33 protein-coding genes and 1 tRNA gene are annotated in these 22,669 nt (G+C 54.9%); 4 read left to right on the top strand and 30 right to left on the bottom strand.

All coding sequences use genetic code 11. The features are described 5' to 3' along the window. Positions 1-26: 26 nt before the first annotated feature. The 9 genes from B9Z51_RS16640 to rpe form a co-directional block, all read right to left on the bottom strand. Positions 27-788 (bottom strand): uracil-DNA glycosylase, encoded by a 762-nt coding sequence (locus tag B9Z51_RS16640; RefSeq protein ID WP_108376280.1) that lies wholly within the window; start codon positions 786-788, stop codon positions 27-29. Further along, positions 788-1,576: an indole-3-glycerol phosphate synthase TrpC gene (gene trpC / locus B9Z51_RS16645; RefSeq protein WP_108376281.1), complete on the bottom strand. Its 789-nt coding sequence runs from the start codon at positions 1,574-1,576 to the stop codon at positions 788-790. Before trpC ends, B9Z51_RS16640 begins: the two co-directional genes overlap by 1 nt. Continuing rightward, a complete protein-coding gene (locus B9Z51_RS18485) occupies positions 1,569-1,715 on the bottom strand; it encodes a hypothetical protein (RefSeq protein WP_158272917.1) in 147 nt (48 codons plus the stop codon). Before B9Z51_RS18485 ends, trpC begins: the two co-directional genes overlap by 8 nt. Further along, the gene (gene trpD, locus B9Z51_RS16650) at positions 1,712-2,740 is read right to left on the bottom strand and encodes an anthranilate phosphoribosyltransferase (protein ID WP_108376282.1); all 1,029 of its coding nucleotides are present in this window, start codon (positions 2,738-2,740) and stop codon (positions 1,712-1,714) included. Before trpD ends, B9Z51_RS18485 begins: the two co-directional genes overlap by 4 nt. Before the next feature lie 51 nt (positions 2,741-2,791). Next, entirely contained in the window at positions 2,792-3,445 is a 654-nt protein-coding gene (locus tag B9Z51_RS16655) for a LysE family translocator (protein WP_108376283.1), read from the bottom strand. Beyond that, positions 3,442-4,023, bottom strand: a complete 582-nt coding sequence (locus B9Z51_RS16660) for an aminodeoxychorismate/anthranilate synthase component II (protein ID WP_108376363.1) — start codon at positions 4,021-4,023, stop codon at positions 3,442-3,444. Before B9Z51_RS16660 ends, B9Z51_RS16655 begins: the two co-directional genes overlap by 4 nt. 5 nt (positions 4,024-4,028) lie before the next feature. Beyond that, positions 4,029-5,528: an anthranilate synthase component I gene (gene trpE, locus B9Z51_RS16665; RefSeq protein WP_108376284.1), complete on the bottom strand. Its 1,500-nt coding sequence runs from the start codon at positions 5,526-5,528 to the stop codon at positions 4,029-4,031. Positions 5,529-5,786: 258 nt separating this feature from the next. After that, positions 5,787-6,491, bottom strand: a complete 705-nt coding sequence (gene gph / locus B9Z51_RS16670) for a phosphoglycolate phosphatase (protein WP_108376285.1) — start codon at positions 6,489-6,491, stop codon at positions 5,787-5,789. Further along, positions 6,491-7,171 carry a ribulose-phosphate 3-epimerase gene (gene rpe, locus B9Z51_RS16675; protein ID WP_108376286.1) on the bottom strand — a complete coding sequence of 227 codons (681 nt, stop codon included), beginning with the start codon at positions 7,169-7,171 and terminating at the stop codon, positions 6,491-6,493. The genes gph and rpe overlap by 1 nt, the downstream gene beginning before the upstream one ends. Positions 7,172-7,200: 29 nt before the next feature. On the opposite strand from rpe, the gene apaG reads away from it, so the two are divergent. Genes apaG through B9Z51_RS16695 form a run of 4 tightly spaced genes read left to right on the top strand, consistent with a single transcriptional unit; the run spans position 7,201 to position 9,604 of the window. Continuing rightward, complete coding sequence (apaG, locus tag B9Z51_RS16680; protein WP_108376287.1) at positions 7,201-7,593, top strand: Co2+/Mg2+ efflux protein ApaG; 393 nt, start codon at positions 7,201-7,203, stop codon at positions 7,591-7,593. 39 nt (positions 7,594-7,632) lie between these two features. After that, on the top strand, positions 7,633-8,592 hold the full coding sequence (thiL, locus tag B9Z51_RS16685; protein WP_108376288.1) for a thiamine-phosphate kinase: 960 nt from the start codon (positions 7,633-7,635) through the stop codon (positions 8,590-8,592). A gap of 2 nt (positions 8,593-8,594) precedes the next feature. Next, complete coding sequence (locus tag B9Z51_RS16690; protein ID WP_108376289.1) at positions 8,595-9,122, top strand: phosphatidylglycerophosphatase A; 528 nt, start codon at positions 8,595-8,597, stop codon at positions 9,120-9,122. Continuing rightward, positions 9,110-9,604 carry a CinA family protein gene (locus B9Z51_RS16695; protein ID WP_108376290.1) on the top strand — a complete coding sequence of 165 codons (495 nt, stop codon included), beginning with the start codon at positions 9,110-9,112 and terminating at the stop codon, positions 9,602-9,604. Before B9Z51_RS16690 ends, B9Z51_RS16695 begins: the two co-directional genes overlap by 13 nt. Positions 9,605-9,662: 58 nt before the next feature. On the opposite strand, the gene B9Z51_RS16700 is transcribed toward B9Z51_RS16695, so the two are convergent. The 21 genes from B9Z51_RS16700 to B9Z51_RS16800 form a co-directional block, all read right to left on the bottom strand. Continuing rightward, positions 9,663-9,739 (bottom strand) — tRNA-Met (locus B9Z51_RS16700). Between the two features lie 19 nt (positions 9,740-9,758). Beyond that, complete coding sequence (rplQ, locus tag B9Z51_RS16705; RefSeq protein ID WP_108376291.1) at positions 9,759-10,145, bottom strand: 50S ribosomal protein L17; 387 nt, start codon at positions 10,143-10,145, stop codon at positions 9,759-9,761. Positions 10,146-10,227: 82 nt separating this feature from the next. Further along, a complete protein-coding gene (gene rpoA, locus B9Z51_RS16710; protein ID WP_108376292.1) occupies positions 10,228-11,220 on the bottom strand; it encodes a DNA-directed RNA polymerase subunit alpha in 993 nt (330 codons plus the stop codon). A gap of 100 nt (positions 11,221-11,320) precedes the next feature. Further along, the gene (gene rpsD, locus B9Z51_RS16715; protein WP_108376293.1) at positions 11,321-11,944 is read right to left on the bottom strand and encodes a 30S ribosomal protein S4; all 624 of its coding nucleotides are present in this window, start codon (positions 11,942-11,944) and stop codon (positions 11,321-11,323) included. A 90-nt stretch (positions 11,945-12,034) separates the two neighbouring features. After that, positions 12,035-12,439: a 30S ribosomal protein S11 gene (gene rpsK, locus B9Z51_RS16720; protein ID WP_108324097.1), complete on the bottom strand. Its 405-nt coding sequence runs from the start codon at positions 12,437-12,439 to the stop codon at positions 12,035-12,037. Positions 12,440-12,458: 19 nt separating this feature from the next. Beyond that, a complete protein-coding gene (rpsM, locus tag B9Z51_RS16725) occupies positions 12,459-12,824 on the bottom strand; it encodes a 30S ribosomal protein S13 (RefSeq protein WP_108376294.1) in 366 nt (121 codons plus the stop codon). A 24-nt stretch (positions 12,825-12,848) separates the two neighbouring features. Next, complete coding sequence (gene rpmJ / locus B9Z51_RS16730; RefSeq protein ID WP_011481465.1) at positions 12,849-12,962, bottom strand: 50S ribosomal protein L36; 114 nt, start codon at positions 12,960-12,962, stop codon at positions 12,849-12,851. Between the two features lie 92 nt (positions 12,963-13,054). Next, on the bottom strand, positions 13,055-14,374 hold the full coding sequence (gene secY, locus B9Z51_RS16735; RefSeq protein ID WP_108376295.1) for a preprotein translocase subunit SecY: 1,320 nt from the start codon (positions 14,372-14,374) through the stop codon (positions 13,055-13,057). A 22-nt stretch (positions 14,375-14,396) separates the two neighbouring features. After that, positions 14,397-14,828, bottom strand: coding sequence for a 50S ribosomal protein L15 (gene rplO / locus B9Z51_RS16740; protein WP_108376296.1), 432 nt, complete (start codon positions 14,826-14,828; stop codon positions 14,397-14,399). Between the two features lie 10 nt (positions 14,829-14,838). Continuing rightward, complete coding sequence (rpmD, locus tag B9Z51_RS16745; protein WP_108376297.1) at positions 14,839-15,021, bottom strand: 50S ribosomal protein L30; 183 nt, start codon at positions 15,019-15,021, stop codon at positions 14,839-14,841. Positions 15,022-15,035: 14 nt separating this feature from the next. Next, a complete protein-coding gene (rpsE, locus tag B9Z51_RS16750) occupies positions 15,036-15,554 on the bottom strand; it encodes a 30S ribosomal protein S5 (protein WP_108376298.1) in 519 nt (172 codons plus the stop codon). 17 nt (positions 15,555-15,571) lie between these two features. Beyond that, positions 15,572-15,937 carry a 50S ribosomal protein L18 gene (gene rplR, locus B9Z51_RS16755; RefSeq protein ID WP_019429273.1) on the bottom strand — a complete coding sequence of 122 codons (366 nt, stop codon included), beginning with the start codon at positions 15,935-15,937 and terminating at the stop codon, positions 15,572-15,574. Between the two features lie 11 nt (positions 15,938-15,948). Next, on the bottom strand, positions 15,949-16,482 hold the full coding sequence (gene rplF, locus B9Z51_RS16760; protein ID WP_108285858.1) for a 50S ribosomal protein L6: 534 nt from the start codon (positions 16,480-16,482) through the stop codon (positions 15,949-15,951). Positions 16,483-16,495: 13 nt separating this feature from the next. Then, on the bottom strand, positions 16,496-16,891 hold the full coding sequence (gene rpsH, locus B9Z51_RS16765) for a 30S ribosomal protein S8 (RefSeq protein WP_019429271.1): 396 nt from the start codon (positions 16,889-16,891) through the stop codon (positions 16,496-16,498). 18 nt (positions 16,892-16,909) lie between these two features. Next, a complete protein-coding gene (gene rpsN / locus B9Z51_RS16770; RefSeq protein ID WP_108376299.1) occupies positions 16,910-17,215 on the bottom strand; it encodes a 30S ribosomal protein S14 in 306 nt (101 codons plus the stop codon). A gap of 8 nt (positions 17,216-17,223) precedes the next feature. After that, on the bottom strand, positions 17,224-17,763 hold the full coding sequence (gene rplE / locus B9Z51_RS16775; RefSeq protein WP_108376364.1) for a 50S ribosomal protein L5: 540 nt from the start codon (positions 17,761-17,763) through the stop codon (positions 17,224-17,226). A 2-nt stretch (positions 17,764-17,765) separates the two neighbouring features. Further along, positions 17,766-18,086, bottom strand: coding sequence for a 50S ribosomal protein L24 (rplX, locus tag B9Z51_RS16780; RefSeq protein WP_108376300.1), 321 nt, complete (start codon positions 18,084-18,086; stop codon positions 17,766-17,768). A 9-nt stretch (positions 18,087-18,095) separates the two neighbouring features. After that, entirely contained in the window at positions 18,096-18,464 is a 369-nt protein-coding gene (gene rplN, locus B9Z51_RS16785) for a 50S ribosomal protein L14 (RefSeq protein ID WP_053172537.1), read from the bottom strand. A gap of 429 nt (positions 18,465-18,893) precedes the next feature. Next, complete coding sequence (locus tag B9Z51_RS16790) at positions 18,894-20,462, bottom strand: glycerol-3-phosphate dehydrogenase/oxidase (protein ID WP_108376301.1); 1,569 nt, start codon at positions 20,460-20,462, stop codon at positions 18,894-18,896. 72 nt (positions 20,463-20,534) lie between these two features. Beyond that, complete coding sequence (locus B9Z51_RS16795) at positions 20,535-22,268, bottom strand: ABC transporter substrate-binding protein (RefSeq protein WP_108376302.1); 1,734 nt, start codon at positions 22,266-22,268, stop codon at positions 20,535-20,537. Positions 22,269-22,359: 91 nt separating this feature from the next. After that, positions 22,360-22,668: a DUF2160 domain-containing protein gene (locus B9Z51_RS16800; RefSeq protein ID WP_108376303.1), complete on the bottom strand. Its 309-nt coding sequence runs from the start codon at positions 22,666-22,668 to the stop codon at positions 22,360-22,362. Position 22,669: the final 1 nt, after the last annotated feature.

Below are 22,669 nucleotides of genomic sequence, written 5' to 3' on the forward strand. Positions count from 1 at the left end.
CCATCAGCAAGTGACGTTCGCATTTTTTACCATTCGATCGGTTTTCCACCATTTTTTTTTAGAAACTGGTCTGCTTGGACAAAGTGACCGCAGCCTATAAATGGCACGGGAGGTCGCATGGCAGATAAAGGAGATGGATGATTGGCTTGCAGCACAAGATGTATTTGCTCAGGATCTGCGGCATCAATGAGCATTTTTTTTGCTTGCGCATGAGCGCCCCACAACATGAACACCGCAGGTCGTTTTCTTTGAGCAACTGCCTTAACCATGGCATCGGTCAAAGTTTCCCAGCCCAAACGTGCATGGCTGCCTGGTTGGCCAGCCTCTACCGTGAGGCATGCATTGAGCAACAACACGCCTTGTTTTGCCCAATGCTCAAGTGAACCCTGAGCTGGTATAGGCACGGCCAAACTTCGGGCCAATTCCTTGAAGATGTTTCGCAAACTGGGTGGTACACGCACACCGGGGGCGACCGAAAACGCCAGCCCCTGGGCTTGGCCAGGCCCATGATATGGGTCTTGCCCCAATATCACCACGCGCACATCTTGAAGTGGCGTGAGCCTCAACGCCAAGAGCGGATCTGGTGGATACACCACATGGCCAGCAGCCAAGATATTCTCTAACTTGGCATTCAGCTCTCCCCCAGCTGAAGACGCAAAAAACCCCCTGACCATTTTTGCCCAATGCTCATCCAGCCCCGCCAGAAGAGGTGGCCATTGAGTCAGATGTGCATCATTCAGCGGGGCGGGCTCAAAGCTCAGAGTTTGCTGAGCCGCTACATTGGACATCACGCAAATATTTTGGCCAAGGCCTCACCGGGCTCTGGCGCACGCATGAATGCCTCACCCACAAGAAATGCATGGACATGGGCATTTCGCATGCGTTTTACATCTTCGGCCGACAAGATGCCACTTTCCGTGACCAACAGCCGGTCGGCAGGCACATCAGGCAACATGTCCAATGTGGTCTGCAGCGAAACCTCGAAAGTTCGCAAATTGCGGTTATTGATCCCCACCAAGCGGGTTTGCAATTTCAAAGCACGATCCAATTCGGCCCGATCATGCACCTCGACCAGCACCGCCATGTCGAGGCTACGCGCCACAGCTTCCAAATCGGCCATCTGAGCATCATTTAGGCATGCCGCGATCAACAAGATCGCATCGGCCCCGATGGCCCGAGCTTCATAGACCTGGTAAGGATCGATCATGAAATCCTTGCGAAGCACAGGCAGATCACAACTCGCCCGGGCTTGCTTGAGGTAGTCGATGCCCCCCTGAAAAAATTGTTTGTCAGTCAAAACAGACAGACAAGCCGCACCATGCTCGGCGTAACTTTGTGCGATGTCTGCAGGAATGAAGTCAGCACGCAACACGCCTTTGGACGGGCTGGCTTTCTTGATCTCGGCAATCACTGCTGCATGTCCTGCGGCGATTTTGGTACGCATTGCCCCCTCAAAATCACGTGTCAGCACCCTGCTTTCAGCGTCTGCCCTCATGGCCGCCAAAGACTTTTTGGCCAACCCTGCGGCGACTTCTTCGCGTTTGACGGCCACGATCTTGTTGAGGATGTCACTCATGATGGTTTTCCTGCTCGTGCTCAGTGGCACCGGTTTTCAAAATACGAATAAAAACGAAGTGCATGATCACCCCCGCCGCTATAAACAGCACCGAAACGCCCATGGCGATCCATGCACCCTCGTCGTGCCACATGCTCATGCCACCGCCAGGCCAAACGCCACGAACTGCGCCAGCTTGGCCTTGGCCGCGCCCGATTCGATGGCCACGCGCGCGCGCTCCAGGCCCTCGGCCATGCTGCTGACCACGTTGGCAGCATACAAAGCGGCTCCCGCATTGATCATCACGATGTCACGCGCCGCTCCGGGCTGATTGTCCAACACGCCGCGCAACACAGCCATGGACTGCTCTGGTGTATCCACCTTGAGGGCACGGTTGCTCGCCATGGGCAGTCCAAAGTCTTCCGGGTGAATTTCGTATTCGGTGATCTGACCGTTCTTGAGCTCACCCACCAAAGTCGCCGCACCCAGACTGATTTCGTCCATACCGTCGCGGCCATAAACCACCACGGCGTGCTCTGCGCCCAGACGTTGCAGGGCGCGCACCTGAATACCCACCAGGTCAGGGTGGAACACGCCCATCAGGATGTTGGGGGCACCCGCCGGATTGGTCAGAGGCCCCAGGATGTTGAACATGGTGCGTACCCCCAGCTCCTTGCGCACGGGGGCCACGTTTTTCATGGCCGGGTGGTGGTTGGGAGCGAACATGAAGCCAATGCCGACCTCTTCAATGGAGCGGGCAATTTGCTCGGGCTTGAGGTTGATGTTGCCCCCTAAAGCTTCGATCACGTCCGCACTGCCGGATTTGCTGCTGACGCTGCGTCCGCCGTGTTTGGCCGTCTTGGCCCCTGCTGCGGCTGCCACGAACATCGCACACGTCGAAATGTTGAACGTATGCGCGCCGTCACCGCCGGTGCCCACGATGTCCACCAGATGAGTGGGATCAGCCACATGCACCTTGGTGGAAAACTCGCGCATGACCTGAGCGGCCGCAGTGATTTCACCAATGGTTTCCTTTTTCACACGCAAACCGGTAAGCAAGGCCGCCGTCATGACCGGCGACAACTCGCCATTCATGATCATGCGCATGATTTTGAGCATCTCGTCATGAAAAATTTCACGATGCTCGATGGTGCGCTGTAACGCCTCCTGGGGGGTGATGGGCATGTCAATAATCCTTGAAGAAAATCAAAAAAGAGATGTGCGTTCAAGACTGCTTCAGTGAACGGGCGCATCGGCCCAGGCGAGCTTGAGACCAAAACCCACAAACAGCACGCCCGCTACGCGGTCAAGGCAATGCATGCCTTGTTGCACCACGCGTGCGTGCTGCGCCAGCCAGGATGCCGCCAAGGCCCAGGCCATGCAGATGAGCATGCCATTGATATTAAACAGGCAACCCAACACGACAAATGTCAACGCGGGAGCTGCTGCATGAGCAGGAATGAATTGCGGAACAAAGGCCAAGAAAAACAGGGCCACTTTGGGGTTTAGGACATTGGTCAGAAATCCCCTGAAGAAAACCGATCGCAACATCACCGTTGTCAGGTCTCGATTTGCCAACAGCCTAGGGGTGCGTTCTGCAGACGCACGCTTGTACAACAAACGTACGCCCACCCATACCAGATAGGCCGCTCCAGCCCATTTGAGCACATTGAAAGTTGCAACAGATGCCGCCAGCATGGCGCCCACCCCTATGGCCGCAGCCGTCATATGCACAAAGCAGCCTGCCGTGATGCCCAAGGCGGCCACAAGCCCCGGACGCACGCCACCTCGCAGTGCCTGGCTTACGATGTAAAGGACATCGGGTCCCGGCGTCAAGTTCAGCACCACGCCCGCTGCGATGAAAAGGCCCAGATGCTCGACCGTGATCATGGTCGAAACAGAAAGTTTTTCAGCATGGCGTGACCATGCTCAGTCAGGATGGATTCGGGGTGGAATTGCACGCCCTCTATGTCCAGCTCGGTGTGGCGCACGCCCATGATCTCGCCATCATCGGTCCAAGCCGTGACTTTCAGGCATGCAGGACAGTTGGCGCGTTCAATTGCCAGCGAGTGGTAGCGGTTGACGGTGAATTTTTCAGGCAATCCTGCAAACACGCCTTCTTGCGTGGTGCTGATGACACTGGTTTTGCCGTGCATCAGCTCTTTTGCCCGAACAATCTGCCCCCCAAAAGCGGCGCCGATGCTCTGGTGCCCCAAACACACACCCAAAATCGGCAACTTGCCAGCAAAGTGTTTGATCGCAGCCACTGATATCCCGGCTTCCGCAGGCGAACATGGCCCCGGAGAAATCACCAGACGATCGGGCTGCTGGGCTGCGATGCCTTCGAGCGTGATTTCGTCGTTGCGAAATACTTCGACTTCAGCCCCAAGCTCCCCGAAATACTGCACGATGTTGAAGGTGAACGAGTCGTAGTTATCCACCATGAGCAATTTGATTTTCGATGTCATGCTGTTCACTCCAGACCTTCTTCAACTAACTCGCTGGCGCGCAGCAATGCGCGGGCCTTGTGCTCGGTTTCGCGCCATTCCATCTCAGGCACCGAATCGGCCACAACACCCGCCGCGGCTTGGACGTAAAGTGTTTGATCCTTGATCACAGCGGTGCGGATCGCAATTGCTACATCCATGTCGCCCGCATAGCTGATGTATCCACATGCACCGCCATACAAACCTCGCTTGACGGGCTCTAATTGGTCAATCAACTCCATCGCATGCACTTTGGGCGCCCCGGTCAATGTTCCCGCAGGGAAAGTGGCTTTGAGCACATCCATGTTGGTCATGCCTTCGTTGAGCACGCCCTCCACATTGCTCACGATGTGCATCACGTGGCTGTAACGCTCCACCACAAAGGCTTCGGTCACCTTGACCGAGCCAATCTTGGCGATGCGGCCGATGTCGTTGCGGGCCAAATCGATCAGCATCACGTGCTCGGCACGCTCCTTCGGATCGGCCAGCAATTCTTGCTCGGTGGCCTTGTCTTTTTCGGGTGTGGCACCGCGCGGGCGCGTCCCCGCCAGGGGGCGGATGATGACCTTTGCCCCCTCAAGCGTTTGCTCCTGGCGCACCAAAATTTCGGGGCTGGCCCCCACCACATGGAAATCCCCGAAGTTGTAGAAATACATGTACGGGCTGGGATTGAGAGAGCGCAACGCACGGTACAAAGACAGGGGGCTCTCGGTGTAACGTTTCTTGATGCGCTGACCGACCTGCACCTGCATGAAGTCACCGGCAGCGATCAGCTCCTTGGCCTTTTCAACGGCTGCGATGTAATTGACCTTGGCAAAGTCACGCTCGGCCGGGTATGTTGGGCTGGGCTTGACCACCGGGGCACTGACCGAATATTTGAGCTGCTCTTTCAGGTCTCGCAAACGCTTTTTAGCCCCCACATAAGCTTCGGGTTGCGCGGGATCGGCATAAACAATCAGATACAGCTTGCCCGACAGGTTGTCGATGACCGCCAGCTCTTCACACTGCAGCAGCAAGATGTCAGGAGTGCCCAGCGTGTCGGGCGGGCAGGAGTTTTCGAGCTTTTTCTCGATGTAGCGCACGGCGTCATATCCAAAATAACCCGCCAAGCCCCCGCAAAAGCGCGGCAGTCCGGGACGCAATGCCACCTTGAAACGTTTTTGGTATTGATCGATGAAGTCCAGTGGATTACCCATGGCCGTCTCGACCACTGCACCATCGCGCACCACTTCGGTCTTGGACTGCGCACCAAATCCACTGGCCCGCACCAAGGTGCGGGCCGGCAGGCCGATGAAGCTGTAGCGGCCAAAGCGTTCACCCCCAACGACAGATTCGAGTAAAAAACTGAATTTTCCGTTGTCCTTGGTATGCGCCAACTTCAGGTAAAGCGACAAGGGGGTTTCCAGGTCCGCGAAAGCCTCCATCATGAGGGGAATGCGGTTGTAGCCTTGGCTGGCCAGGCTTTTAAATTCAAGTTCGGTGATCATGGCTTTGAGCCTCCAATGAGCTCGGCGACCTCTGTGCGAGGTGCATTTTTCATTCATCCAGATACCCAACCAATGTCGGGCGCGGGTGGCAGCGAGCGCCGCACGATTTTCAGGCGATGTCAGGCTGGCTGACGCCAGGGCCAGGCTCCTCGGCCTTCCACGTGGGAATGGCTCGGCAGACGGGCTGCGCAGGATTGGCTGAAGATGATGAACATGATGGAGTGAGTGTAGCAAAGCCCACCGGGCGTTTTCCATGGCTCAACCACGGGACGCTTTAAGCCAATCAGGCAAGTGGGCCAAGGAGTCCAGCCAGGCCACTGCAGGAGTTTCCTGAACGGGACGCCCGTGGTTATAGCCGTATGTCACCAGAACCACAGGACAAGCCGCAGCATGCGCTGCCTGCGCATCGTTGCTGGAATCACCGACCATCAAAGTGCTGGCCACAGTTGTGTCCAGCGCTTCACAAGTTTTGAGGATGGGCAACGGGTCCGGCTTCTTTCGTTCGAAACTGTCGCCACCGAAAACTTGGTCAAAAAAACCTGCCAAACCTTTCGCTTGCAGCAGTGGCTGGGCAAACGACAACGGTTTATTGGTCAGGCAAGCTAGCCTGATACCTTCACTTTTCAAAGCCTGCAGGCCCTCCATAACGCCCGGGTAAACGTCCGAGTGCTGGCCGTTGCAACTCAGGTAATGGTGCTGGTAACGCTGCCAGGCGGGCTCGTAAAGTACATCCACCGTCACGCATGCGCCCACCGTCTTCTCGGCCTGTGCCAGCTGATGGGCCAGCACCGAACGGATCAAGTGCTCCGAGCCCTTGCCCACAGTGCGTTCCACCATAGCTCGAGTGATCGGCGGCAAGTCCAGATCGGCCATGGTGTAGTTCAGGGCAACTTCAAAATCACCCAAAGTGTCAACCATGGTGCCATCCAGATCCACGATGGCGGCTTGAATCCTTGAAAGCATCAAGTCAGCGCCTTTCGCATTTGGTCAATCACACCCTTGTAGTCGGGTTTTCCAAAAATCGCGCTTCCAGCCACAAAAGTGTCCGCCCCCGCATCGGCGACACGGCGGATGTTGTCGGTCTTGATCCCGCCATCCACTTCCAGACGGATGTCGCGGCCACTGCGTTCGATCCACTGACGGGCCAGCTCAACTTTGCGCAGGGCCGAGTCGATGAAACCTTGGCCACCAAAGCCGGGGTTGACGCTCATGATCAGGATCAGATCGATTTCGTCAATCGTCCACTCCAGCACATCCAGTGGCTCTGCGGGGTTGAAGACCAAACCAGCTTTTACGTTCTTGCTTTTGATGGTCTGGATGCTGCGGTGCACATGGGCACTGGCATCGGGGTGGAAGCTGATCAGGTCCGCACCTGCGTCAGCAAACGAGGCAGCCAATGCATCCACAGGTGAAATCATCAGATGCACATCAATCGGCACGGCCACGCCCGACACTGTTTTGGCATGCGGCTTCAAGGCTTGGCAAATCATGGGGCCGAAGGTCAGGTTTGGCACGTAATGGTTGTCCATCACATCAAAATGGATCCAGTCGGCTCCAGCATCAATGACGCTTTTGACCTCTTCGCCAAGACGGGCGAAGTCAGCAGATAGGATGGAAGGGGCAATTCGGTAAGTCGTCGTCATCTATTTATTGTCGCAGTTAACATCGTCCCATGTCTGCTCACACCATCCAAATTGACGTTCTGCCCGAATACTTGGCAGAACAGAGTGATCCACTGCACAACGTGTTTACCTTCACCTACACCATCACGGTGACCAACTCAGGCACAGTGCCCGCTCAGTTAATTTCCCGCCACTGGATCATCCAAGACGACCAAGGTCACACTGAAATAGTCAAAGGTCTGGGTGTTGTAGGTCAACAGCCGTTACTCGCTCCAGGCGAATCATTTCAGTACACCAGTGGCTGTCGCCTGCGTACAGGCAGCGGCACCATGCACGGCAGCTACTTCTTTGTGGCCTCCGACGGCCATCGTTTCGATGTGCCCATCGATACATTTGTGCTTCATGCCTCCAGCTCTGGCCAGTCTGGTCGCACCTTACATTGAAAGTGTGCCGCAGGGCTGGCTTGCGGTTAAGCTCGGACCATGGGTGAATTTGAGCTGATTGAACGGTTTTTCAAGCGACCTGCGCGACAAGCTGACGTGGGCATAGGGGATGACTGTGCCATTTGGTCACCTCAACTTGGCCATCAACTGGCCATCTCGACCGACATGCTGGTCGAAGGACGGCACTTTTTGTCCACGGTGGACCCCTTTCGCCTGGGTCACAAGTCTCTAGCCGTGAACTTGAGTGATCTGGCTGCCTGCGGCGCCACCCCCCGTGTATTCCTACTCTCGTTAGCCCTGCCCCGCAGTGACGAAACATGGCTAAACGGTTTTTCACAAGGACTCTTCCAACTGGCCGATGCGCACGGGTGCGAACTGGTCGGTGGAGACACAACACAAGGTCCGCTCACCATCTCCATCACGATCATGGGCGAAGTACCCACCTCACAGGCTGTGCTGCGCTCAGGCGCACGCATAGGTGATGACGTGTACGTCAGTGGACATCTTGGAGACGCCCGTCTTGCGCTCGAAGCTTTTCGCGGCAATATCAGCCTGCCACAAGCCACGTTCGATGCGGCGCGACTTCGCATGGAGATGCCTTCACCGCGTGTGGCGCTGGGTCAATCATTGCGAGGCGTTGCCTCAGCCATGGCTGATATCAGCGATGGCCTGCTGGGTGACCTGGGACACATTCTCAAAGCCAGTCGGCTTGGTGCCGACATTGATCTCAGGGCAACCTCTGATCTCATGGCAACATCTGCATACTGGAAATGCCCACCCGAGCTGGCATCAATCTGCATTTTTTCGGGCGGTGATGATTACGAATTGGTGTTCTCGGCGCCCGCCTCTGCTCAAGCACTTGTCGCCAAAGTAGCCGCTCAGACTGCCACACGCGTGACCCGCATCGGACAGATCACCGCCACACCTGGCATTGTGCTACGCGATGAAAACGGTCAACCTGTTCAAAATCTGCATCGCTCTTTTGATCATTTCGCCTGAAGATGAGCAACAACACAACAGCCCCTCCCCCCTCTGCACGCCCCTCATTGGGCTTCATGTTTTCGCATCCAGCACACATTGTGGCTTTAGGATTCGGTGCAGGCCTCGCGCCTAAGGCACCAGGCACCGTGGGCAGCCTTTGGGCATGGGCATCATGGCTGATCATTCAGAACTACCTCCCCCTCTCTGCCCAGGGTGTATTGATTTTGCTCGGACTTTCAACAGGCTGGTGGGCCTGCACCCTGACCGCCAGGAACATGGGTGTTACTGATCCCGGCTCAATTGTTTGGGATGAGGTCATCGCCATGTGGCTGATTTTGTGGCTTGTCATGCCCACGGGTTTTCTTGGACAACTCTGTGCATTTGCTCTTTTCCGTTATTTTGATGCCGTCAAGCCTGGCCCTGTAGCCTGGGCCGATCAACTGTTCAAAGGTTTCGGATGGCGCGGCGGCTGGGGCATCCTGTTCGATGACTTGGTGGCCGCCTCCTGCACCTTGCTGGTGATGGCATTGTGGAGATGGCTATGGTGACAGACTTGGTCTCTGTTGTGGCTCTACGCCTGCTGCATTTGGATTGGAAGCTGACCACGGCTGAAAGTTGCACCGGCGGAATGATCGCCGCAAAATGCACCGATTTATCGGGATCTAGCGCTTGGTTTGAGCGTGGTTTTGTAACTTACGCGAATGAAGCCAAATCAGAACTACTGGGTGTTTCTGATGCCTTAATTTTGAAATATGGTGCTGTCAGCGATGCAGTCGCTCGCGCCATGGCTTTGGGCGCATGCTATCGTTCCAAGGCGCAAGTCAGTATCGCGGTCACTGGCATAGCAGGTCCGGGAGGCGGCTCCCATGAAAAACCCGTTGGAACAGTCTGGCTCGCTTGGTGCATCCAGGGCGTGGTCGACGCTGAATGGAGACTTTTTCCTGGCGATCGAGCACAAATCAGACAAGCCACCGCATACGCGGCACTTGAAGGCTTGATCAAGCGCTTACCAAATGAAAAATCTGACTGATAAAAACAAAAAAGCCCTCTGATGAGGGCTTTTTTGAAATTCAGCTTTCACTGAGATTTGGTTGCGGGGGCCGGATTTGAACCAACGACCTTTGGGTTATGAGCCCAACGAGCTACCAGACTGCTCCACCCCGCGATAAGATTTGAATTATACCTTATTCTGCAGCAGCTTCAGCAGAAATTTCAGCGCGATCCACCAATTCGACCAAAGCCATTGGTGCGTTGTCGCCCACACGGAAACCCATTTTCAGGATGCGTGTGTAACCACCAGGACGCTTGGCAAAGCGAGGCCCCAGATCGGCAAACAATTTAACAACGCTGTCGCGGTCGCGCAGGCGGTTGAACGCCAAACGCTTGTTGGACAGGCTGTCCTCCTTTGCCAAGGTGATCATGGGTTCGATCACGCGGCGCAGTTCTTTGGCCTTGGGCAATGTGGTTTTGATGACTTCGTGCTCGATGAGCGAGTTCATCATGTTGCGGAGCATCGCGAGGCGGTGCTCGCTGGTGCGGTTGAGTTTACGCAGACCGTGTCCGTGACGCATGGTGCTTTCCTTTCTTTATTAAACAGACAGCCGTATCAGGTACTGCCCGTGCACACCCCGGAATTATTCCGGGAACTTTGTATTATCGCTTTTCCAAACCAGCTGGTGGCCAGGCTTCGAGCTTCATGCCCAAAGTCAGACCGCGGGAAGCCAAGACTTCCTTGATTTCGTTGAGTGACTTGCGACCCAGATTTGGGGTCTTGAGCAATTCATTCTCAGTACGCTGGATCAGGTCACCGATGTAGTAAATGTTTTCTGCTTTGAGGCAGTTGGCCGAACGAACGGTGAGTTCGAGTTCGTCCACAGGGCGCAGCAAGATCGGGTCGAAACTGCCTGCACCACCGCGAGCGGCAGGCGCATCGAATGCAGACAATTCGCTGCCTTCGAGCTGTGCGAACACAGCCAGTTGTTCGACCAAAATTTTGGCCGAAGCGCGCACGGCATCTTCAGCAGTGATCGCGCCATTGGTTTCGATTTCGATGACCAGTTTGTCCAGATCGGTACGTTGCTCAACACGAGCGCTTTCGACTGTATAGCTCACGCGCTTGACGGGTGAGAACGATGCATCAAGAACGATACGCCCCAAAGCCTTGGTCGGCTCGTCAGCAAAACGACGCATTGTTCCAGGCACGTAGCCACGTCCTTTTTCAACCTTGATCTGCATGTCCAACTTGCCGCCGTGCGACAGATTGGCAATCACATGCTCAGGGTTGATGATTTCCACGTCGTGAGGTGTCTGGATGTCAGCGGCAGTGACAGCGCCTTCGCCGTCTTTGCGAAGACTCAGGGTCACTTCGTCGCGGTTGTGCAACTTGAACACCACACCTTTGAGGTTCAACAAGATGTTGACCACATCTTCTTGAACGCCGTCGATGGACGAATACTCGTGCACCACACCGGCAATGGTCACTTCGGTCGCCGAATAACCGACCATGGAGGACAGCAAAACACGACGCAGGGCATTGCCCAACGTATGACCATAGCCACGCTCGAATGGCTCCAACGTGACTTTGGCACGATTGGACGCCAGTTGCTCGACTTGGATGGCTTTGGGTTTCAACAGATTGGTTTGCATTCAGACTTCCTCTCAATACCCCCGGTTCGTTACACCGGTAAGGCTGATGAAGCACCCGGCCCACAATGCCTTGTGCGCCGGGAACGATTGAAACAACGAATTAACGTGAATACAGTTCGACGATCAACGATTCGTTGATGTCTGCGCCGAATTCGTCGCGATCAGGAACCTTCTTGAAGGTTCCTTCTGCCTTGTCGGCATTCACTTCGACCCAAGCTGGCAGGCCAACTTGCTGAGCCAATTGCAATGCTTCAACCACACGGTTTTGCTTTTTGGACTTCTCACGAACCGAAATGACATCACCAGCCTTGACCAGGTACGATGGAATGTTCACGGATTGACCGTTCACAGTGATGGCTTTGTGCGACACCAACTGACGCGCTTCAGCACGTGTAGAACCAAAACCCATGCGATAGACCACATTGTCCAAACGGCACTCAAGCAGACCCAACAAGTTGGAACCTGTGTTGCCCTTGCGACGGTCCGCTTCTGCAAAGTAGCGACGGAATTGCTTTTCCAGCACACCGTACATGCGTTTGACTTTTTGCTTTTCACGCAGTTGCAGACCATAGTCGGAAGTGCGTTGACCGGAAGTGCGGCCATGTTGACCGGGCTTGCTATCGAATTTCGACTTGTCAGCGATCGAGCGACGAGCGCTCTTCAAAAACAGGTCGGTGCCTTCACGGCGGGAGAGTTTGGCCTTGGGGCCGAGGTAACGTGCCACTTGGATATCCTTTGTGTGTCAACTGCCGCATCCATAAAATGCGGGAGCCAGGCGATGCAAGCATGGCCTGGCGGTGGGCTTGGAGAGAAATTAGATACGACGACGCTTTTGTGGGCGGCAACCGTTATGAGGAACCGGTGTCACGTCCGAGATGGAGGTGATGCGGATGCCCAATGCACCCAAGGCACGAACGGAAGACTCGCGACCAGGGCCTGGGCCCTTGATTTCGACGTCGAGGTTCTTGATACCTTGTTCTTGTGCTGCACGACCAGCCACTTCAGAAGCAACCTGAGCTGCAAAAGGTGTCGATTTACGCGAACCCTTGAAACCTTGGCCACCCGAAGAAGCCCAAGACAATGCATTGCCCTGGCGATCGGTGATCGTAATGATGGTGTTATTGAACGAAGCGTGAACGTGTGCAATGCCATCAGCAATATTCTTGCGGACTTTTTTGCGAACTCGTTGAGCTGCGCTGTTTGATTGTGCTTTAGCCATAGTGGTCTCTCAATTCTGCTTATTTCTTCAGAGCCGCAGCGCCTTTGCGCGGGCCCTTGCGAGTACGTGCATTGGTACGAGTACGTTGACCACGCATGGGCAAACCGCGACGATGACGGAAACCACGGTAGCAACCGATGTCCATCAAACGCTTGATGTTCATGGTGGTTTCACGACGCAGATCACCTTCGATGGTGAAGGCTGCGATTTCGTCGCGAATTTTCTCCAGGTCGCCATCCGTCAGATCCTTGATCTTTTTGGAATAAGCGATGCCACAGGCTTCACAGATTTTGCGAGCGCGGGTGCGACCGATACCGAAAATGGCGGTCAAGCCAATTTCAGCATGTTTGTGTGGCGGAATGTTGATGCCAGCGATACGTGCCATTTTCGTCCTCTAAAACTTGTTCAATCAGCCTTGACGCTGCTTGTGACGTGGATCAGTACAGATCACACGAACAACGCCTTTACGGCGAATGATCTTGCAGTTGCGGCAAATTTTTTTCACCGAAGCAGAAACTCTCATGGTTCTCTCCTAAAACTTTTCATTGACCTGACTTGTGGGCCTGGTTTAAGTGGCTGCCCCGCAAGCGGTGCAGAAATTCATTCTCAATTCAGTCAAGACTTGAAACTCGCCTTCTTTAAAAGCGATTCATACTGTTGAGACATCAAATAATTTTGTACTTGAGCCATGAAATCCATGGTCACGACCACAATGATCAGCAACGAAGTGCCGCCAAAGTAAAACGGAACATTATATTTCAGAATCAAGAACTCAGGCAACAAACACACGAATGTGATGTAAGCCGCTCCTGCCATGGTCAATCGTAGCAAGATCTTGTCGATGTAACGGGCTGTTTGATCACCCGGACGAATACCTGGAATGAATGCACCACTCTTCTTCAAATTGTCTGCAGTTTCACGGCTGTTGAACACCAAAGCCGTATAGAAAAAGCAAAAGAAAAAAATGGCAGCCGCATACAACATGACATAGATCGGCTGACCTGGTGTCAAAGTGCTTGCCACATCCTTGAAGAAACTCACGATGGCACTGTTCGACTCACCGGAGCTGAACCAGTTGATGACAGTGGCTGGCAACAAAATGATCGATGAAGCAAAAATGGGAGGAATCACGCCCGCCATGTTCAATTTCAGGGGCAAGTGTGATGACTGACCGCCATACACCTTGTTGCCGACTTGACGACGTGCGTAATTCACCAAAATCTTGCGTTGACCACGTTCGACAAACACTACGAAGTAAGTCACCAGGACCACCACCGTAATGATCAACATGGACACCAGCGGATTCATGGCACCCGTACGAACCAGTTCAAACAAACCACCCATTGCATTGGGCAAACCTGCAGCGATACCAGCGAAGATCAAGATGGAGATGCCATTGCCCAATCCGCGCTCAGTGATTTGTTCACCGAGCCACATCAGGAACATGGTGCCAGCAGTCAAGCTGACTACCGCTGTCATTCGAAAGCCAAAACCGGGATTGATGACCAATCCAGCAGACGCTTCCAAAGCCACGGCAATTCCCAGTGACTGAAAAACAGCCAGCCCCAATGCACCAAATCGCGTGTATTGAGTGATCTTGCGACGACCTGCCTCGCCCTCTTTCTTCATTTGCTCAAACGCAGGAAGAACATAGGTCAACAGCTGCATTACGATGGATGCAGAGATGTAAGGCATGATGCCCAGCGCAAAAACGGTGAATCGCGACAAAGCGCCGCCTGAGAACATGTTGAACAAGCTCAGGATGCCGCCTTGCTGACCACTGAACAACTGCTTGAGTTGCGCAGGATCAATGCCGGGAACTGGAATGTGAGCACCCGCACGGTAGACGACCAACGCAAGCAGCAAGAAAACCAGCCGGCGACGCAGGTCCCCGAACTTGCCTGTCTTGGCGATTTGATTAGCGTTGGTTGCCACGATGAGTCTCGCTCTTCAACATTCAGGCCAAGGAGCCACCAGCAGCCTCAATGGCTGCTTTGGCACCTGCAGTCGCGCCAATGCCGGTCAATTTGACAGCAGTAGCGAGCTCACCTGACTTGATCACTTTGACCACTTTGGCCAGCTCAGGCACCAAGCCAGCTTGCTTCAGTGTCAGCAAGTCAACTTCAGCCAAACCGAGCTTGCTCAGTGTGGTCAGAGTGATTTCTGCATTGAACTTCAGCAAGTGTGACTTGAAGCCACGCTTGGGCAGGCGACGCTGCAAAGGCATTTGACCGCCTTCAAAGCCCACTTTGTGGTAGCCGCCCGAACGGGATTTTTGACCTTTGTGGCCACGGCCTGCGGTCTTACCCAGACCTGAACCGATACCACGGCCAACGCGACGAGCTGCGTGTTTCGCGCCGTCTGCGGGTTTGATGCTATTGAGTTCCATCACGGGTCTCTCAGAGAACTTTGACCAGATAGCTGATCTTGTTGATCATGCCGCGCACAGCTGGAGTGTCTTGCAGTTCGCTCACGGAATTGAGCTTGCGCAGACCCAGGCCACGAACAGTGGCGCGGTGCGAGACTTTGGTGCCAATTGGGCTACGCACCAATTGGACTTTCACGGTAGCTTGGTTAGACATGTTCGGTCTCCAGTTCAGGCGAACAACTCTTCGACCGACTTGCCACGCTTGGCAGCCACGTTAGAGGCTGTTGTGCAGTTAGCAAGGGCGTCCAAAGTGGCACGAACCATGTTGTAAGGGTTGGACGAACCATGGCTCTTGGCCACGATGTCGGTGATACCCACCACTTCGAACACAGCGCGCATAGGACCACCAGCAATGATGCCGGTACCCTTTGGGGCTGGAGCCATCATGACGCGGGCAGCGCCGTGGTGACCGTTCACTGCATGGTGAATGGTGCCATTTTTGAGGTGGACTTTAGCCAGATTGCGACGGGCTTCTTCCATTGCTTTTTGCACGGCTGCAGGCACTTCTTTCGACTTGCCTTTGCCCATGCCGACTTTGCCGTCGCCATCACCGACCACAGTCAACGCTGCGAAACCCAGGATACGGCCACCCTTGACCACCTTGGTCACGCGGTTGACCGCGATCATCTTTTCGCGAAGACCGTCTTCTGGACCGTCGCTTTGCGGTTTTGCTGTAAATTTAGCCATTTGTATCTCCGATCCGTTTAGAACTGCAGACCTGCTTCACGGGCTGCTTCGGCCAAAGCCTTGACACGACCGTGGTAAGCAAAACCTGCACGGTCGAAGGCGACCTTCTCAACGCCAGCAGCTTTTGCTTTTTCAGCAATACGCTTGCCAATGACGGCGGCTGCAGCGGCATTGCCACCTTTGCCTGTAGCACCCAGGGCCGTGCGCACTTCTGCTTCGGCTGTGGAGGCGCTGGCCAACACTTTCGTACCGCAGCCAGAAATAACGCTGGCGTAAATGTGCAAGTTGGTGCGGTTCACGGTCAAACGGGCCACGCCTTGCTGTGCAATGCGGATGCGTGTTTGACGTGCACGACGCAGACGCTGCTCTTTCTTGGTCAACATGATGCAGCTCCTTATTTCTTCTTGGTCTCTTTGATCGTGATCTTCTCATCCGAATAACGGATGCCTTTGCCTTTGTAAGGCTCAGGAGGACGAACAGCACGGATCTCAGCAGCAATTTGGCCAACACGTTGACGGTCAGCACCCTTGATCACGATTTCAGTCGCGGTTGGGGTGGCCACCGTGATGCCAGCAGGCATATCGATGTTGACAGGGTGTGAATAACCAACAGCCAGGTTCAATTTGGCGCCAGAGGCAGCCGCCTTGTAACCCACGCCAACCAGGTTCAACTTCTTTTCGAAGCCTTTGGTCACGCCAGTCACCATGTTGTTCACCAGCTGACGCAAGGTGCCGCTCATGGCATTGGCTTCACGTGAATCATTGGCAGGAGCGAAGCTCAGCTTGCCGCCTTCGTTGCTCACATTCACCAGCATGTTGGATGCGATGGCCAATTGGCCACCAGCGCCCTTCACACTGATTTGATCTTGTTTGATCGATACATCCACACCAGCGGGGATGGTCACAGGCATTTTTCCTACGCGGGACATTCTTTTTCTCCCTTTATGCGACGTAGCACAGCACTTCGCCGCCGACACCGGCTGCACGTGCTTTGCGATCGGTCATCACGCCTTGGGGTGTGGTGACGATGGCCACGCCCAAGCCGTTTTGGACTTGAGGAATAGCATCACGGCCTTTGTACACACGCAAGCCAGGACGGCTCACGCGCTCAATACGCTCGATGACCGGACGGCCAGCGTAGTACTTCAGGGCGATTTCGAGTACGGACTTGCCGTCTTCGGTTTTGACTTGGAAGCCATCAATGTAGCCTTCATCTTTCAGCACTTGCGCGATGGCGACCTTCACTTTGGAAGATGGCACCAACACGATGGCTTTGGAAACCATTTGTGCATTACGGATGCGGGTCAACAGATCGGCAATAGGATCACTCATGCTCATGTTGTTATCTCCTGCCGATTACCAGCTGGCCTTGGTCACGCCCGGAATGTTGCCTGCAAAGGCAAGTTCACGGATCTTGGCGCGGCCCAGACCAAATTGACGGAACGTACCGCGTGGGCGACCGGTGATTTCACAGCGGTTGCGTTGGCGGGTCGGGTTGGCGTTGCGCGGGAGCTTTTGCAGACCCAGACGGGCAACTGCACGCTCTTCATCGGTGCGCTTGGCATCGTTGGCGATGGCTTTCAATTCCGCGTATTTTTTCGCGTACTTGGCTGCCAATTTTTCACGCTTGAGCTCGCGCTCGATCAAAGCTACTTTAGCCACGTGACACCTCAGTTCTTGAAGGGGAAGCGGAAAGCCGCCAGAAGAGCTTTGCACTCTTCATCAGACTTGGCTGTTGTGGTGATACTGATGTTGAGACCACGCAAGGCATCAACCTTGTCATACTCAATCTCAGGGAAAATGATCTGCTCTTTGACGCCGATGTTGTAGTTACCACGACCATCGAACGCGCGACCAGAAATACCACGGAAGTCACGAACGCGGGGCAATGCCACGGTCACGAAACGGTCCAGGAATTCATACATCTGAACGCCGCGCAGAGTCACCATGCAACCGATAGGCTGTTGCTCACGGATCTTGAAACCTGCAATGGCTTTCTTGGCCTTTGTCACGACAGGCTTTTGGCCAGCGATCTTGGTCAAGTCACCCACAGCATGGTCCATGACTTTCTTGTCAGCGACCGCTTCAGACACACCCATGTTCAAGGTGATCTTGGTGATGCGAGGAACCTGCATGGGCGACTTGTAGCCAAACTTGGCAGTCAGTTCAGCAGCGATTTTTTCGCGGAAGAGTTGTTGCAAACGTGCCATGCTCATGCCACCTTGATTTCTTCGCCGCTGGACTTGTAAACGCGAACGCGTTTGCCGTCAGCTTGCAGCTTGATGCCCACACGATCAGCCTTGCCAGTTGCGGCATTGAAAATCGCCACATTGGATTGGTGAATCGGCATGGCCTTTTCGATGATGCCGCCAGTCGTGCCCTTCATGGGGTTTGGCTTGGCGTGCTTTTTAACGAGGTTCACACCTTCAATCACAACGTGCGAATCACTGGCACGCAACGACACTGTGCCGCGCTTGCCTTTGTCACGACCTGTGATGACGATGATCTCGTCGCCTTTGCGAATCTTGTTCATGGCGCGTCCTTACAGTACTTCAGGAGCCAGGGACACGATCTTCATGAACTTCTCGGTACGCAGTTCACGCGTAACGGGGCCGAAGATGCGGGTGCCGATGGGCTCCAACTTTGCATTCAGCAACACTGCAGCGTTGCCGTCGAACTTGACGAGCGAGCCATCGCCACGGCGAATGCCCTTGGCGGTGCGAACCACCACAGCACTGTAAACCTCGCCTTTTTTGACGCGGCCACGTGGCGCAGCTTCTTTAATGCTCACTTTGATGATGTCGCCAACACTTGCATAGCGACGCTTGGACCCGCCGAGCACCTTAATGCACAGCACGGACTTTGCGCCGGTGTTGTCGGCCACATCCAACCGAGTTTCTGTCTGGATCATTTCTTAATTCCCAACTTGTATTCCTTTGCCTGCCAGCCCAAAAGCCAACAAACTGGAATCAGTCTTGGACCCGTCATTCACACTGCAAACCACTTGCAGCACTTCAGATTGGGCAGATACTTACGCTTTTTGAAAAGCGAAGCCCTCTATTGTGGCAGAAAAACTTTGACTGAGCAACGACTTTTGAAAAAATTCTTCATGTCACTGCAAATATTCAAGTGAACTGGTATTTTTTATCTCGCCAGCCCTTGCGATGAACATTCAGTCGGAATGGGCTTGTTCACGACATCGCGCAACATCAGGCATATGTTTCATTGAGCCACCTGATTTTTTTCCATGTCATCCACAGTGCGCCAGGCACTTGATGGCGGAATTTCATTGCTTTCGAGTGAACTCCGATCCAATGGCGGTCCGTTCAGCACACACCACTCAAAAATATTTTCGACACAACTCCATGAACTCCGCGAACCGGGGCTCCTGCCCCGTTTCCTCTGTCAATAACTGGGCAACCGATTCAGCCATGGACATGGCTTGACGTGCATCCACAAACAACGCGCGCCAGCGTCTGGCCAGCACGTCTTCAACTGTCCAGGCATATTCATGGCGAGCAGCAAAGCGCACCATGGCCTCCGTCAAGCCCAGCCCCAGTGAACGCTCAGCCCCGGGTAAAGCACGCACGGCGGCCTCTTCACTGCCATACAGATGCCAACCTGGCGCATCACACACAGTCATCCCTATTGAGCTCTGAATCGCGCCCAGCAACACATGATGCTGACTGGACTCACCGGATCGCCTTGGCAAGTCTCCCGAATCAAAACAAGCCTCCATCACGTCCTCTGCCATGGAGCGGTACGTTGTCCACTTACCGCCGGTGACGGTGATCAACCCGTTCGCATCCGTCACGATGGTGTGCTCGCGCGACAGACTCTTGGTGCCCTCAGTGGCCTGGCTTGACGCCACCAAGGGCCGCAATCCGACCCACAAACTTTGAACGTCATCACGTTTGACGGGGCGACTAAGCACCTTGCTTGCCTCACTCAAAATGAAATCAAGCTCGGCGTCAAACGCTTCTGGCTCACGGGGCAAATCCTGACGAGGTGTGTCGGTGGTCCCAAGAATCAGCGCCCCCATCCAGGGCACGGCAAACAAAACACGGCCATCTTGTGTCTTGGGCACCAACAAAGCATGACGACCCGGCATGAACTCCCGACTGACCACCACATGGACGCCTTGACTGGCGGTAACAATCCGCCCCGGAGCTACTTGCCCGCTGCTGGCCAAGGACTGCTCCCGAACAGCATCCACCCACACCCCGGCAGCGTTGACCACAGACCGGGCGAACACACGATATGTTCCGGGCTCCCGCTGGTCACTCAGACTCAGCTCAAAGCGTGCGCCATCTGCCCGAAATTCTGACAAGCTGGATACGCCTTCGACATTCATGTAATTGAGGAGCTGCCCCCCCGCACGCTCAGTTGTGCGGGCCAATGCCAAGGCCAGACGGGCATCGTCAAATTGACCGTCCCAATATTTGACGCCGCCCTTGAGCCCCTGTGATTTAAGCCCGGGCAATGCAGTCAAGGTTTCCGCGGCACTGAGCCACTCGGTCTGCCCCAAACCTGCTTGACCCGCCAGCATGTCATAAAGCTTCAGTCCCACCCCATAGAAAGGGGTCTGCCACCATTTGTAAGAAGGCATCACAAACGGCAGAGGCTGCGCCAGATGCGGCGCCAGCTTCAACACGGCGGCACGTTCGGCCAGCGCCTCACGTACCAAGGAGATATTGCCCTGTGCCAAGTAACGCACACCGCCGTGCAGCAATTTGGTCGAACGGGACGATGTGCCACTCGCAAAGTCATGCGACTCCAACAGCAGCACCGAAAAACCACGCAATACAGCATCCAGAGCCACGCCCAAGCCTGTTGCCCCTCCGCCGACCACCACCAGGTCATAGGTCGGATGCGTGCCCAATGTGGTGAGCAGATCAGCGCGTTTCATATTCTGAGATTGAAGGCCCTGCGGTCAAAGCAACCGCAGGGCAGTTGGGGGACGACTTAAAGCAGTCGACGATCAGCGTGCACGGCCGCTTTTCCAAGCGCTGAGCAACTGGTCATAGGCAATGGTTTCACCCTTTGGCTTTTCATTGGCCAATTTTTTCCAGGGTGCCTGCTTGTCGCTGAGCCACTTGGAGGGGTCTTCCTTCTTGTTGAGCTTGGGCGCGCAATGCTCCATGCCCGCACGCTCCAGGCGACCCATCACCTGGTCCATTTGCTCGGCCAAGTTGTCCATGGCCTGCTGCGGCGTCTTCTCTGCCGTCACAGCCTGTGCCACGTTCTGCCACCACAGCTGAGCGAGCTTGGGGTAATCAGGCACGTTGGTGCCTGTAGGTGACCAAGCCACACGGGCCGGGCTGCGGTAGAACTCGACCAGACCACCGAGCTTGGGCGCCATGTCGGTCATGGCCTTGCTCTGGATGTCAGATTCACGGATCGGCGTCAAGCCCACCAAGGTCTTTTTCAAGCTGGCTGTTTTGGCGGTCACGAACTGGGCGTAGAGCCAGGCTGCAGCAACACGGTTGGCATCATGGTTCTTGAAGAATGTCCAGCTGCCCACGTCCTGGTAGCCGTTTTGCATGCCTTGCTTCCAATAGGGACCATTAGGCCCAGGAGCCATGCGCCACTTGGGTGTGCCATCTGCATTCACCACAGGCAGGCCCGGCTTGGTCATGTCGGCCGTGAAGGCGGTGTACCAGAAGATCTGCTGCGCAATTTGCCCTTGAGCGGGCACAGGACCGGCTTCACCAAAGGTCATGCCAGAAGCTTCCTTGGGCGCGTATTTCTTCATCCAATCCACATACTTGGTCAGTGCATAGACGGCGGCGGGAGAGTTGGTCGCACCACCCCGGGAGACAGAAGCCCCCACCGGCGTGCACTTGTCAGCGGCCACGCGGATACCCCACTCGTCAACTGGCAAGCCATTGGGCGCGCCAATGTCGGCAGTCCCTGCCATGGACAACCAGGCATCGGTGAAGCGCCAGCCCAAAGAGGGGTCTTTCTTGCCGTAGTCCATGTGGCCATAAATCGCCTTGCCGTCAATGTTTTTCACGTCATTGGTGAAAAATTCGGCAATGTCCTCATAAGCGCTCCAGTTGAGCGGAACACCCAAGTCATAGCCGAACTTGGCTTTGAATTTGTCTTTGAGATCCTTGCGGTCAAACAAGTCGGCACGGAACCAGTACAGATTCGCAAATTGCTGGTCGGGCAACTGATACAGCTTGCCATCGGGGCCAGTGGTGAACTTGGTGCCGATGAAATCTTTCAGATCCAGACCGGGATTGGTCCACTCTTTGCCTGCACCTGTCATGTAATCAGACAGGTTGAGGATCTTGCCGTAACGGTAGTGCGTACCAATCAAGTCGGAGTCAGAGATCCAGCCGTCATAAATCGACTTGCCGGACTGCATCGAGGTTTGCAGCTTTTCAACCACATCACCCTCTTGAATCAGGTCGTGCTTGACCTTGATGCCCGTGATCTCGCTGAAGGCCTTGGCCAGCGTCTTGGACTCGTATTCGTGAGTGGTGATGGTCTCTGACACCACCGAGATTTCCTTCACGCCCTTGGCCTGAAGCTTCTTGGCCGCGTCGATGAACCATTTCATCTCCGCCAGCTGCTGGTCTTTATTCAGCGTCGATGGCTGGAATTCGGTGTCCACCCAACGTTTGGCCGCGGCCTCGTCGGACCAGGCCACATTCGAGCCCAAAGCCAGGGCCGCCGAAACGGCCAAAATGGAATAGCGCAATTTCATGATGTCTCCTCAATGGTGTGAATTCCCCGGCTACAGACACAAATTACTGCGGCCCCCGGGGAAACTCCGGGCCACAAATTTGGAAAAAAGATCAGCCCTTGCGCATGACGCCCAACATCCAGACGATGGACAGCCCCAGGCTGAGCCAGACACTGGGCTCCCCATTCAGCGACAAACGCTCAGTCAGCCACCCAGCAATCCCCACAAATGCCAGATTGATGTAAGCAGCACCCAGCAACCCAATGAACAGGCGGTCGCCACGTGTGGTGGCCATCGGTAAAAAGCCTTTTCGCATGGTTGTAGGGGACTTGATTTCCCACACCGTCATGCCCACCAACATCAATCCGATACATGAAAAGAAAACGGCCACAGGGGTGGTCCATACCATCCAGTCAAACATG

Origin of the sequence: Limnohabitans sp. T6-5, from assembly GCF_003063315.1 — a bacterium.
GTDB lineage: Bacteria > Pseudomonadota > Gammaproteobacteria > Burkholderiales > Burkholderiaceae_C > Limnohabitans_A.